Genomic DNA, 12,538 nt, shown 5'->3' on the forward strand with positions numbered 1-12,538 from the left:
GGTGTTCACAAGCGCGGATGCACCGGAGCGGTCTGCGCCCCGCCTGATGGAGAGGAAACCAATGGCCTATCGCGAATTCGACGGCACCCAGATGTCCCGCCGCAGTCTCTTGCGGGGAGGGGCGATGCTCGGCGCCGGAGCGGCTTTCGCCGGGTTGCCGGGCGCGGGTCTGCTGGCGCAGACGGCTGCGCCGCGCAGCAGCTGGCCGGCGGTCGCGGCAATGGTCGATAAATACGTCGACGAGCGCAAGGTCGCCAACATGGTCGCCACGCTGGGCTGGGGCCAGCGCGATCCGCTGGTGATCGCCAAGGGAACGCTGGCGATCGGTCAGGCGGCACCCGCCGGCCTAGACAGCCTCTACCGGATCTATTCGATGACCAAGCCGATCACCGGCATGGCGGCGATGATGCTGATCGACGAGGGCAAGCTCGGTCTCGACCAGCCGCTGGCCGAAATCCTCCCCGCCTTCGCCGATATGCAGGTGCAGCGCACCTATGACGGCTCGGCCACCGATCTGGTGCCTGCCGAGCGTCCGATCACCATTCGCCAGCTGCTCACCCACACTGCGGGTCTGGGTTACAACATCGTCCAGAAGGGTCCGATCGCGCAGCTCTACGTCGAGCGCGGCTTGGTGCCGGGGCAGGTCAGCCGGATTCCGATCCCCGGTCTCGGCCGGGCCGAAGCGGTGCGCGGGCTCGACAATTTCGCGGACCGGCTGGCGCAGGTGCCGCTGGTGCTCCAGCCGGGTTCCAAATGGAGCTATTCGGTCGGGCTCGACCTGATGGGCCGGGTGATCGAGGTGGCGAGCGGGATGAGCTTCGACGCCTTCCTGAAGCAGCGACTGTTCGAACCCGCCGGGATGACCAGCACGTGGTTCCGCGTCCCCGAAAGCGAGATCGGGCGCTTCACCACCAATTACGGCATCGTCAATTCCGTCCCCGTGCCGATCGATCCGGCGCGCGCCTCGATCTATCTCGACGAGCCGTCCTTTCCCTTCGGCGGGGCAGGCCTGGTCTCCAGCCCGCGCGATTACGACCGCTTCCAGCGGATGCTGCTGGGCTACGGCATGCTCGACGGCAAGCGCGTGATGGGCGAGCTGGCGGTGCGGGTCGGCACATCCAACCTGCTACCCGAAACTGCGACCACCGAGGGCACCTGGATCGAAGGCCAGGGCTTCGGGGCTGGCGGGCGGGTGACCGAAGGCTCCTTCGGCTGGGGCGGTGCGGCCGGCACGGTGGCTTTCGTCAATTACGACGCCAATCTGCGCGCCGCGATGTTCACCCAGTACATGCCATCCGAAGCCTATCCGATCCACGCCGGTTTTCCGGCGGCGGTCGCCAAGGATCTCGCCGCGAAGCAGAGCGCCTGATGCTGGCATTCACGGGGTCGCGGCTCGACCGGGCGGACAACGACCGCGCCGATCCCGAGCGGCTGGCGGGATATATGAACTGGCGCGCGCGGCTGCTCGCGCTCGACGGGTTGATGCCGGGGATGAACGAGACCGGCGGCCTCGCCTGGGGCACGCTGGCCGATGCCCCCGAGGATGCCGAGCTGGTGTTTCTCGGGCTCGACGGCGGCAAGCCTTGCTTCGCCTGCGTGCCGGCGCTGGGGGATGCGGCGCCGCGGATGGCCAATCCGGCGCTGTGGCAGGCAATGGCCAGCCTAACGTCCGACGATCTGGCGATCTATGGCGGCGCGCGCAGCATCGTCGACTGGCACGCGCGGCACCGTTTCTGCGCCCAGTGCGGCGGCACCACGACGATCGCCAAGGGCGGCTGGCAGCGCAACTGCAGCCAGTGCGAGGCCAGCCATTTTCCCCGCACCGACCCGGTCGCGATCATGCTGGTCGAATACGACGGCAGGCTGATGCTGGGGCGCGGCAAGGGCTGGCCCGAGGGACGGTTCTCCGCGCTCGCGGGTTTCGTCGAACCGGGGGAGAGCATCGAGGAAGGCGTGGCGCGCGAGGTCTTCGAGGAAAGCGGGGTGAAGGTGCGCAACGTCACCTATATCGCCAGCCAGCCATGGCCGTTCCCCTCGCAATTGATGATCGGCTGCCATGGCTATGCCGATGACGATGCGCTCGTAGTGGACGAAACCGAACTGGCCGAAATCCGTTGGTTCACGCGCGAGGAGGTTTCGGCCTCGCTCGCCGGCGACGGCCCCTTCGCCGCGCCGCCCGCACAGGCGATCGCGCATCACTTGCTGAGTTGGTGGAGAGACCGATGACCGAACCGCGCAAGCTGACCATCGATATCTGGTCGGACATCATGTGCCCTTGGTGCCTGGTCGGCTGGGGCAATCTGCGTCAGGCGCTCGACCGGCTCGAGGGCGAGATCGCGGCGGATATCCGCTGGCACGCGTTCGAGCTCAACCCCGACATGCCGCCCGAAGGCGAGGAGCGCACCGCGCATATCGCGCGCAAATACGGGCGCACTCTGGAACAGTCGAAGGATGTCCAAGGGCAGATGCGCAGCGCGGCGCAGAGCGCGGGCGTCTCGCTCGATTACGAGGGCGAGGAGCCTGCGCCCGATGCGATGATGTGGAACACTTTCGATGCGCACAAGCTGCTCACCTGGGCCGGCGAGACGCATGGCTACGAACGCCAGACCGCGCTCGAACTCGCGCTGTTCACCGCTCACTTTAACCAGCGCCGCCGGATCGGCGAGCGTTCGGTGCTGCTCGATATCGCCGAAGAGACCGGCTTCGACCGCGCCGAGGCGGAGGCCGCGCTCGACAGCGAGGACATCGCCCGGAAGACCCGCGCCGAGGAGCGCGCGGCGTGGGATCTCAACATCTCCGGGGTTCCGGCGATGGTGGTGGCGGACAAGTTCCTGATCCCCGGTGCACAACCGCCAGAGGCCTATGTCGATGTCCTGCGCCGGGTGGCCGAGAAGACGGCTGCTCCCGTTGGCTAGAGCGCCGCAGCCCGGCTGTGCTCCCGCGCAGTCAGATAAAGCCCCGCGGCCAATTCTACCAACGCTACTGCTATGACAACCGCCACCGTACCCACCGCCGGTTCGAACAGCGCGACTGCGCCGATCGCGGTGAGGAGTGCGGCAATCACCCAGTAGGTGCGGTCCCCGTAGAGCGTCGCAAACGCGAAATAGTGGGTGCCGACGGCAATCGCCGCCAAGGGAAACACGGCCTCGGGCCGGAACGGCAACAGCAGCCAGGCCGCGCCGAGCAGGGCGATCATCGCGATCGTGCTCTCCAGGCCGAGCATGGCTACGGGGTTTCCGGATGAGGGAGCCGGACGCGCGAAAACGATGCGACAAATGAGCTGCGCTAGGGGAAAGATGGTCATGCCGCCGATAAACAGGGCGATGAACCCTATCTGGATACCCCATTGCGAGACGCAATAAGCTGCGATGGCCCAGACCAGCGCGGAGACGATGATGCCGGGGCCACCCCCGACGTAAGCGCGCCTGATTTCGTGCTGCGCTGCGATCGCCGTCATGACAGTCTGCTCCCCCGGAAGGCCCGAGGAGTAAATCAACCCACCCCAAAAGCAAGCGCCGCCCTCCAAGGGGCGGCGCTGGTGGGCTTCGCTGCGATTAGGTCAGCTGTTGTTGCGAGCTTCCTGGATCGCAGCGCGGGTTTTGGGGCCCTTTTTGGCGTCATCCGCCGGGTTATCCGAGCCGACTTCGGGCTCGCGATTGGCTGGATCTGTAGCGCGGTTGAGTTCGCCGCGCTTGCCGACGTCACGGTTGACCGCACCGCCCGCACTGCTCTGCTGCGCGGGTGTCGGGTCCTGAGTCATGGCGTCGATCAGGTCGTTGTCGGGGTGCATAGACTGGCGGTCGGGCATAGAAAATCTCCTTTCCCTACCAACGCATACCCGGCGGATAGCGTTCCGCTTTTCAGATCAGGCCGAGCTTCTGCAAACGCCCTGCCAGGCGGCCGGGCATGACATCGCCGATGTCCTCGCCCTCTTCGAGATCGCGCGGCGGGTCGCCCTTGAGGTAGCGCCAGCCCTGATGCGCACGCTTGGGCTTGGGCAACACCGGGATCAGCCGCGGTTCGAGATCGATGAACCAGCGGCCGTTGTCCTGCTCGGTGAAGCCGATGATCGGACTGCGCGCGACCAGATTGTGTTCGTGGATCCAGAACAGCGAGCCGCCGATGCATTCCTCCCACCGGGTCGGGCGATAGCGGGTGTTCACGCTCACCCGCGGACGGTCGGCGTACCAGCTTGCGATCCCGGCATAGGATTTCGCGCCGAAGGCGATCTTGGTCAGGTGTAGCGGCATGAAGGCTAGGTAGGGCTCGGTCCCGATTCCACAACTCTCGTCGCCCCGGCCTCCGAGCCGGGGCGACGATGGATTTGGCGGATGTTCCTACCCCACGACCCCGCTCACGACCGCCAGCCCGAGGAAGGCGAAAAAGCCCATCGAATCGGTGATCATGGTGACGAAGACGCTCGATGCGACCGCAGGGTCGGTGTCGAGCCGGTCGAAGATCACCGGCACCAGCACGCCCGCCAGCCCGGCAATGATGACGTTGATCACCATCGCCGCGGCGATCACCAGCCCGAGCATGGGCGTGAAGATCGCGCCGGTCGCGAGGCCGATCAGCAATGCGATGGTCGCGCCGTTGAGCACCGCGACGCGCATTTCGCGCAGCAGGATGCGTTTCGTGTTGGAGCGGGTCAGCTGGTTCATCGCGATGGCGCGCACGGTGACCGCCATGGTCTGTGTGCCCGCATTGCCGCCGATGCTGGCGACGATCGGCATCAGCACCGCCAGCGCCACCAGCTGCTCGATCGCGGTGCCGAAAGCGGCGATGATCAGCGATGCGATCAGCGCGGTGCCCAGATTGGCGACCAGCCAGCGGACGCGGCTGAAATAGGCGGCGCGGATCGGCTCGTTGATGTCGCCTTCGCCCGCGCCGCTCATCAGCAGCGCGTCCTCGCCCGCTTCCTCGGCGATGATGTGGACCACGTCGTCGACCGTCATCTGGCCGACCAGCCGCCCGCTTGCGTCGACGACCGCGGCGCTGATCAGCGCGTATTTCTGGAACATGTTGCCGACCTCTTCCTGGTCGAGCGCGGCGGGGATCAGCGTCTGGTCGCGCTTCATCACATCGGTGAGCGGGATCGTGCGCGGAGTGCGCAGGATCCACGACAGCTGGCAGGTGCCGACCGGGTGGTGCTTGGCATCGACCACGAAGATCTCGAAGAAATCATTGGGCAGCGCGCGGTCCTCGCGCAGGAAATCGATCAGATCGCCGACCGTGAGGTGCTCGGGGACCGCGACGAAATCGCGGCTCATCAACCGCCCGGCGGTCTCCTCGGGATAGGCCAGCGCGCTTTCGATCGCGTGGCGATCCTCGGCGTCGAGTTCAGCGAGAATCGCCTGCTGGTTGTCCTCGTCGAGATCCTCGATCAGCTGGACCGCATCGTCGGTGTCGAGCTGTTCGGCGATCGACGCCACCCGCGACGCGGGCAGCGATTCCATCATATCGTCGCGGACGAAATCGTTGAGTTCGGCGACGACATCGCTGGTCATCAGATCGGTGATCGCGGCGGCGAGCTGATGGCGCTCGTCGCGTTCGAACAGCTCGAGCAGATCGGCGATGTCGGCGGGATGGAGCGGTTCGACCAGTTCGTAGACCAGCGCGTCGTCGCCCGCTTCGAGCGCATCCTGAACGCTGCGGACATATTCGGGCTTGAGGATGTTCTCCTCGTCCATCCGCTCGTCGTCGATACGGTCGTCTGGGCGTCCGTCTGGGCGCGTTTCGTGGCGATCCTCGGGACGCGCGGAAGTCTGCCGGCGCTCCCCCAGCATCACTTCGTCCTCGGGTCGCTCGCGTTTGGCCATGGCGCCGCTCTAGGCGAGGAGGCACCAAAAGCAAGGCGCCAAAACACGGGGAGGTGGTGACATTTCCGGCGCATCGCCTATAGCGGCGCCGCAACTTCAGGAGACGATATCATGGCCGACGAAAAGCTGACCCTCACCCTCGATTGCGGCGACGGAAAGGGCGGCGATGTCGTCATCAAGCTGCGCCCCGATCTGGCCCCGGGCCATGTCGAGCGGATCACCGAGCTGGCGCGCGAAGGCTTCTACGACGGGGTAGTGTTCCACCGCGTGATCCCCGGCTTCATGGCGCAGGGCGGCGATCCCACCGGCACCGGCATGAGCGGCAGCGACAAGCCCGACCTCAAGGCCGAGTTCAATTCCGAGCCGCACACCCGCGGCACCTGCTCGATGGCGCGCACCCAGGTGCCCGACAGCGCCAACAGCCAGTTCTTCATCTGCCTCGACGACGCGCATTTCCTCGACGGGCAATACACCGTCTGGGGCCAGGTCGAGAGCGGCATGGACCATGTCGACGCGCTCCCCAAGGGCGAGCCCCCGCGCGAGCCGGGCAAGATTGTAACCGCCGTAGTGAGCTGACCGGTCTGGAGGCCTCCGCCATAGCGGGGGCCTCCGCCACTGCAAGGCGGGCCTGCGGGCTCCTGCGCGCCCTCGCGTGCCATTGAATCCCTGGCCCCTTTACCGTAAGGCGCGGCCTCCCATGAAACCGACCACCGCCCCCAAGACCTACAGGGTCAAGAGCTTCGGCTGTCAGATGAACGTCTACGACGGCGAGCGCATGGCCGAGATGCTCGGCGAGCGCGGAATCACGCCCGCGCCCGAGGGCGAGGAGGCGGATCTGGTCGTGCTCAACACCTGCCACATCCGAGAACGGGCGGCCGAGAAGGTCTATTCCGACATCGGCCGGCTGGTGAAGGCGGGCACTAAGGCGGGCAGGACGCCGCTGATCGCAGTCGCAGGCTGCGTCGCGCAGGCCGAGGGCGACGAGATCATGGCCCGCGCCCCCGCGGTCTCGATGGTGGTCGGCCCGCAGGCCTATCACCGCCTGCCCGACATGATCGACCGCGCGGTGCAGGGCGAGCGCGGCACCGACACCGACATGCCCGCGATCGCCAAATTCGCCGCTCTGCCCGAGCGCCGCAAGAGCGCGCCCGCCGCCTTCCTCACCGTACAGGAAGGCTGCGACAAATTCTGCACCTATTGCGTGGTGCCCTACACCCGCGGCGCGGAAATCTCGCGCCCCTATGCCGATCTCACGCTCGAGGCGCGCAAGCTCGTCGCTGCCGGTGCGCGCGAGATCACGCTGCTGGGCCAGAACGTCTCCGCCTGGAGCGGCGAGGACGAACGCGGCCGCGCGGTGGGCCTTGCGGGCCTGATCCGCGCGCTGGCCGAAGTGGATGGCCTCGCGCGCATCCGCTACACCACAAGCCATCCCGCCGACATGGACGATGCGCTGATCGCCGCGCATGGCGAGGTCGATAAGCTGATGCCCTATCTCCACCTGCCGGTGCAGAGCGGCTCGGACCGGGTGCTCAAGGCGATGAACCGCAGCCACACCGCAGACAGCTATCTGCGCCTGCTCGAGCGCTTCCGCGCCGCGCGGCCCGATCTGGCGCTGAGCGGCGATTTCATCGTCGGCTTCCCCGGCGAGACCGAGGCCGAATTCGCCGAGACCCTCGCGCTGGTCGATGCGGTCGGTTACGCGCAGGCCTATACCTTTAAATATTCGCCGCGCCCCGGCACGCCCGCCGCAACCATGGCGGATCAGGTGGCGATGGAGGTGATGGACGAGCGGCTGCAGCGACTGCAGGCGGCGATCAACCGCGACCAGCACGCCTTCAACAAGGCCAGCGCTGGGCGCAACTGCGAGGTGCTGGTCGAGCGCAAGGGCAAGCTCCCCGGGCAATGGCTGGGCAAATCGCCCTGGCTGCAATCGGTCTGGTTCGAGGGCGATTGCGCGATCGGCGATCTGGTCGATGTCCATCTGGCCGAGGCGGGTCCCAATTCCCTGCGCGGAGTCATCTGCGAGACCGTCGCCGCCTGAGCGGCTCTACGAGACCAGATCATCCGAGCCAAACCATTGCGCCGGCGTGACAATCCACCGCCATGCCGCAGCAGCGCTTGCACTGCGCCCCTGCGAGCCTAATCTTGCGACTCGCCCGGCCGCGCATGGCCGAGTTGTAAAGGACCCTATGGCTCGAAAATCCGTCAGCAGACCCCGCAACGGCGCCACCCCCGCGCTGTCGCGTCCGCCCGTTCCGCAGCGCGAGATCCGCCGCGCGCAGACCGAGATCACCTTCGACAACCAGAGCCTGCTCGGCGCACTGTTCGGGCAGTTCGATGCCAATCTGGTCCAGGTGGAAAACCGCCTCGGCGTGTTCATCTCGGCCCGCGGCGACCAGATCCACGTCGAAGGCCCCGAGGACAACGTCGCCCGCGCGCGCGACGTCCTCCAGGCGATGTACGACCGCCTCGCGCTGGGCGAGGATCTCGACGCGGGGACGATCGAGGCGGTTATCGCGATGTCCAACGAGCCGACGCTCGACGGCATTATCGAGGGCGAACCCGACCTGCCGCCGATCATGATCCGCACGCGGCGCAAGACCATCGTCCCGCGCAGCGTGGCGCAGGCGACCTATATGCGCTCGCTCAGCCGCGACGACATCATCTTCGCGCTCGGCCCGGCGGGTACGGGCAAGACCTATCTCGCGGTGGCTCAGGCGGTCAGCCAGCTGATCAGCGGCAGCGTCCAGCGGCTCATCCTGTCGCGCCCCGCGGTCGAGGCGGGCGAGAAGCTGGGCTTCCTGCCCGGCGACATGAAGGACAAGGTCGATCCCTTCCTGCGCCCGCTCTACGATGCGCTCTACGACTGCATGCCCCCCGAACAGGTGGACCGCCGGATGGCCAGCGGCGAGATCGAGATCGCGCCGATCGCCTTCATGCGCGGACGCACCCTGGCGGACAGCTTCATTATCCTCGACGAGGCGCAGAACACCACCCGCGAGCAGATGAAGATGTTCCTCACCCGCTTCGGCCAGAACAGCCGGATGGTGGTCTGCGGCGATCCGCGGCAGGTCGATATTCCCGGCGGGATCGGGATGAGCGGACTGGCCGATGCAGTCGAGAAGCTGGAAGGGCTGGAAGGCTTCGGCACGGTTCGCTTCGGCGCCAAGGACGTGGTCCGGCACCCGATCGTGGGGCGGATCGTCGAGGCTTACGAGGGGCCGGATGCGTAGGCGCAGGCGGATTCCAACGGGACCGTTCGTCGTCGGCAGCTAGCGGCCATTAGCGGACCTTCGCAGGCTCCGCCGGCCACGCCCCGGCTCGGACTACATCAGCCAAGTCTTCGCTTGTTGCCGGTCGTTTCTGGCTGAAAACACACAGTCGCGGAGCCGCCCAACCGCGGAATCCTCGGCTGGCGGTCGCTGTCTGCTCTCATATCCGAACGAGCGACAGGCGCGGCAACCGGGACAAAATACCGGATTTCGAGAAACATTCCCGCCAGAGCCGCATTTTGTTCCTGAAGCGGACACAAAAGGGTGCCTATGGCAGAGGGCAAGGAAACCAAGCAGAACGATCACGGCGGCATGAGCATGTATGTGCGCTTCATGGCGATGATCGGCACAAGCACGGCGGTGATGTTCGTGCTCATGTACGTCAACACCTATGATGCCGACCACATCTTCTGGAGCGAAACGCGGTTCTGGATGAGCTTCGTCATGGGCGCGGCGATGATGGTCGTTATGCTGTCCTTCATGCTGGGAATGTACCAGAACCGAAAGAAGAACCTTGTCATCTACGCTGTGGCTGCGGTCGTGTTCGCGCTGGCTTTGTGGCTCGTGCGCAGCCAGACCACCGTGACCGACACGGAATACATGAAGGCGATGATACCGCACCATTCGATCGCGATCATGACCAGCGAGCGCGCCCATATCCGCGACCCGCGCGTGCGGAAACTGGCGCATGACATCATCCTGGCCCAGAGGCGCGAGATCGCGCAGATGAAATATCTGATCGCCGACATCGAGGAGAACGGCGTTCGCATGACCAAGCGGGTGCCGGAGGAGATCGAACGATGAGAGCCGTTACGCTCCTCGCCTTGATCGCGCTTCCGCTGGCCGCATGCAACCAGAACACGGCCGTTGGGAACGACCGTGAGGCGCAGCTCGAGCCCGCACCAACTCCGGCGCCGATCGTCGGCGCCGAGGCCGCGCTGCAAAACGTCGCGACCGCAATCATAAAGCCAGAGACGATGACAGACGCGGACATCGCTGCTCTGGGCGGCGTGGAAGGCCGCTGCGTGGTCAGGCTGACCGAAGTGGCGTTTCCATCCCTTGTCTATGAGCCCGGCGGAAGCGGCGCCATCAAGCTGAACGGGAAACTCATCTCGCTTCCCAGCACGGGCACTAGCGAGTTCGCCGATGGCGGCCTTACGGTCAGGCTCCGACCGCTCGATGACGAGGGCAATGCCGGTCTTCAGGGAATGGAGATGATCGTCGTGCCGCCTGGCGCGCAGGACGAACTCGGCTACCGCGGCTATGTGCAGTGCTTCGGCACCGACATTGAAGCGTCGTGACCGTTCATCGGCGATCCTTCGCACTAGGCGCTCTGGCGCTGTTTCTTCTGGGCGTGCTGATCGCGCTTATCGTGATCCTAACCGGGGGCTACAACGTCGCCGCGTCCGAGCGCCACAATCCGATCGTCGGCTGGGCGCTCAACACCACCTTCGTCAACTCGGTACAGCGGCATGGCGACGAGGTCAGCGCGCCCGAACTGACGCGGGCGATGGTCGATGCCGGGGCATCCCCTTACAAGGCGATGTGTCAGCACTGCCACGGAGGAGTTGGCGCGAGCCGCGCGGAATGGGCGCAGGGCATGCGCCCGATACCTCCGGCCCTGGCGAATGCCGCCGAGCAGTGGAGCGCGCCCGAGGTCTTCTGGCTGGTCAAACATGGTGTCAAGATGACTGGCATGCCCGCCTTCGGGGCAACCCACGACGATCAAACCATCTGGAACATTGCCGCATTCGTGCAGGCGTTGCCCGAGATGTCCGAAGCACAATATGCCGCCTACTCTTCCGATCACGGCAGCGGCGACGGAGCGGAGGGCCATCGCCACGCTCCCGGCACGGCGCCGCACGGCGGTTGACTTTCGGCGTCGAGGGACTGCACCCGATAGCCCGGTTTCCCCATCGTTGCGCAGATGAAAGTCGCGCCTCCTCCAACGCCATTTTTAACCGAAAGCCCGAAGACAGTGGAACTGGACACCGAGATCGAGAATCCCTGGCCCAGCGGCGACTGGTCCGGCCTCGCCGACCGCGCGGCGCAGGCCGCTGCGGCTGTCGCACCCGAGCTTGCGAATCCGCGGCTTTCGGCCAGCCTGTTGTTCACCTCCGACGCCGAGGTTCACGCGCTCAACCGCGAATGGCGCGGGCGCGACAAGCCCACCAATGTGCTGTCTTTTCCGATGCTCAGCCGGGACGATCTGCATGCGCTCGCCGCAGAAGGCCCGCCCGAACTGCTAGGCGATATCGCGCTGGCGTATGAGACCTGCGCGCGCGAGGCGCAGGAGAAGGATGTCTCGCTCGCCGATCATGCCGCCCATCTGATCGTCCACGGATTGCTCCATCTGGCGGGCCACGACCATGTCGAAAGCGACACACAGGCCGAGGCGATGGAGCGGCTTGAGATCGCGGTGCTTGAAAAACTGGCGATCCGCGACCCATATGGGGATCGCATCTAGAAGGAGCGCGTTCCAGGGCCATGCCCGATTCGTCATCAACCGCGGGAGACGCGGAAAGTAGCGGCGGGCTCTGGCCCGCTATCCGCAGACTGTTCGATTCCGACAGCGGCGATCGCTCGCTGCGTGCCCAGCTCGAAGAGGCCATCGACGAGCACGAGGGGGAGAATTCCGGCACCCCCGAGACGGTCGAGAGCCGCAAGGGCGATCTGTCCTCGGTCGAACGCCAGATGCTGCGCAATTTGCTGCATTTCAGCGAGCACGACGCCGACGATGTCTCGATCCCGCGCGGCGAGATCATCGCGGTCGAAGCGAGTGCGAGCTGGGAGGAGCTGGTCAACACCTTCGCCGAGCACGGCCATTCGCGGCTCCCGGTCTATCGCGACCAGCTCGACGAGGTGGTCGGCATGATCCACCTCAAGGACGTGTTCCCCTTTCTGGCACGCGGCGACCAGCCGCCCGCCGACTGGACGGTGCTGATGCGCCAGCCGCTCTATGTCCCGCAGACGCGCAATGCGCTCGATGTGCTCGCCGACATGCGCGCCCAGCGGATGCATCTCGCGATCGTGCTCGACGAATTCTCCGGCACCGACGGCATCATCACGATCGAGGATCTGGTCGAGGAAATCGTCGGCGAGATCGAGGACGAACATGACGAGACCCCGGTCGACATGATCCTCTCCATCGGCGACGGCATGTGGGATTGCGATGCCCGCGCCGAACTCGAGGAGGTGGCCGAGCGGATCGATCCGCGCCTGGCCGAGGTCGAGGAATCGGTCGATACGCTGGGCGGACTGACCTTTGTTCTGGCCGAGCAGGTGCCCCCCGTCGGCGCGGTGGTCGACCATCCCAGCGGCTGGCGGATCGAGGTCATCGACGGCGACGAGACCCATGTCACCCGGCTGCGACTCCATCAGCCCGGGCGCAGGGCTGCGGACTGATCGCGCACTCGACAGGACGGCTCGAGGACGCCATGGAGTAGG

General features: G+C 66.0%; 15 protein-coding genes. 11 read left to right on the forward strand and 4 right to left on the reverse strand.

Translation table 11 applies throughout. The annotated features are described in order from the left end of the window. Positions 1–61 precede the first annotated feature (61 nt). Genes ACQ5J0_RS10255 through ACQ5J0_RS10265 form a run of 3 tightly spaced genes read left to right on the forward strand, consistent with a single transcriptional unit; the run spans position 62 to position 2,915 of the window. A complete protein-coding gene (locus tag ACQ5J0_RS10255) occupies positions 62–1,369 on the forward strand; it encodes a serine hydrolase domain-containing protein (RefSeq protein WP_462567385.1) in 1,308 nt (435 codons plus the stop codon). After that, positions 1,369–2,226 (forward strand): NAD(+) diphosphatase, encoded by an 858-nt coding sequence (gene nudC / locus ACQ5J0_RS10260; protein ID WP_462567386.1) that lies wholly within the window; start codon positions 1,369–1,371, stop codon positions 2,224–2,226. Before ACQ5J0_RS10255 ends, nudC begins: the two co-directional genes overlap by 1 nt. Further along, a complete protein-coding gene (locus tag ACQ5J0_RS10265; protein WP_462567387.1) occupies positions 2,223–2,915 on the forward strand; it encodes a DsbA family oxidoreductase in 693 nt (230 codons plus the stop codon). Before nudC ends, ACQ5J0_RS10265 begins: the two co-directional genes overlap by 4 nt. On the opposite strand, the gene ACQ5J0_RS10270 is transcribed toward ACQ5J0_RS10265, so the two are convergent. The 4 genes from ACQ5J0_RS10270 to mgtE form a co-directional block, all read right to left on the reverse strand. Next, positions 2,912–3,457, reverse strand: a complete 546-nt coding sequence (locus tag ACQ5J0_RS10270; protein WP_462567388.1) for a DUF7010 family protein — start codon at positions 3,455–3,457, stop codon at positions 2,912–2,914. The two genes, ACQ5J0_RS10265 and ACQ5J0_RS10270, sit on opposite strands and share 4 nt — an antisense overlap. 102 nt (positions 3,458–3,559) lie before the next feature. Beyond that, complete coding sequence (locus tag ACQ5J0_RS10275) at positions 3,560–3,808, reverse strand: hypothetical protein (RefSeq protein ID WP_462567389.1); 249 nt, start codon at positions 3,806–3,808, stop codon at positions 3,560–3,562. Between the two features lie 52 nt (positions 3,809–3,860). After that, on the reverse strand, positions 3,861–4,250 hold the full coding sequence (locus tag ACQ5J0_RS10280; protein WP_462567391.1) for a DUF1489 family protein: 390 nt from the start codon (positions 4,248–4,250) through the stop codon (positions 3,861–3,863). Between the two features lie 87 nt (positions 4,251–4,337). Next, positions 4,338–5,786, reverse strand: a complete 1,449-nt coding sequence (gene mgtE, locus ACQ5J0_RS10285; protein ID WP_462570092.1) for a magnesium transporter — start codon at positions 5,784–5,786, stop codon at positions 4,338–4,340. Positions 5,787–5,930: 144 nt separating this feature from the next. Here mgtE and ACQ5J0_RS10290 point away from each other — a divergent pair, with 144 nt between their 5' ends. The 8 genes from ACQ5J0_RS10290 (at position 5,931) to ACQ5J0_RS10325 (ending at position 12,496) form a co-directional block, all read left to right on the forward strand. Continuing rightward, complete coding sequence (locus tag ACQ5J0_RS10290; RefSeq protein ID WP_462567392.1) at positions 5,931–6,395, forward strand: peptidylprolyl isomerase; 465 nt, start codon at positions 5,931–5,933, stop codon at positions 6,393–6,395. A gap of 121 nt (positions 6,396–6,516) precedes the next feature. Beyond that, positions 6,517–7,860, forward strand: a complete 1,344-nt coding sequence (miaB, locus tag ACQ5J0_RS10295; RefSeq protein ID WP_462567393.1) for a tRNA (N6-isopentenyl adenosine(37)-C2)-methylthiotransferase MiaB — start codon at positions 6,517–6,519, stop codon at positions 7,858–7,860. 148 nt (positions 7,861–8,008) lie between these two features. Beyond that, a complete protein-coding gene (locus tag ACQ5J0_RS10300) occupies positions 8,009–9,052 on the forward strand; it encodes a PhoH family protein (protein ID WP_462567394.1) in 1,044 nt (347 codons plus the stop codon). A 378-nt stretch (positions 9,053–9,430) separates the two neighbouring features. Further along, the gene (locus ACQ5J0_RS10305) at positions 9,431–9,895 is read left to right on the forward strand and encodes a DUF305 domain-containing protein (RefSeq protein WP_462570094.1); all 465 of its coding nucleotides are present in this window, start codon (positions 9,431–9,433) and stop codon (positions 9,893–9,895) included. Further along, the gene (locus ACQ5J0_RS10310) at positions 9,892–10,392 is read left to right on the forward strand and encodes a DUF6692 family protein (RefSeq protein WP_462567395.1); all 501 of its coding nucleotides are present in this window, start codon (positions 9,892–9,894) and stop codon (positions 10,390–10,392) included. The genes ACQ5J0_RS10305 and ACQ5J0_RS10310 overlap by 4 nt, the downstream gene beginning before the upstream one ends. A 53-nt stretch (positions 10,393–10,445) precedes the next feature. Next, a complete protein-coding gene (locus ACQ5J0_RS10315; protein ID WP_462567396.1) occupies positions 10,446–10,964 on the forward strand; it encodes a c-type cytochrome in 519 nt (172 codons plus the stop codon). Positions 10,965–11,069: 105 nt separating this feature from the next. Then, entirely contained in the window at positions 11,070–11,558 is a 489-nt protein-coding gene (ybeY, locus tag ACQ5J0_RS10320) for an rRNA maturation RNase YbeY (protein WP_462567398.1), read from the forward strand. Positions 11,559–11,578: 20 nt separating this feature from the next. Next, the gene (locus ACQ5J0_RS10325; protein WP_462567399.1) at positions 11,579–12,496 is read left to right on the forward strand and encodes a hemolysin family protein; all 918 of its coding nucleotides are present in this window, start codon (positions 11,579–11,581) and stop codon (positions 12,494–12,496) included. Positions 12,497–12,538 lie beyond the last annotated feature (42 nt).

Source organism: Qipengyuania sp. SM2512, assembly GCF_054954005.1.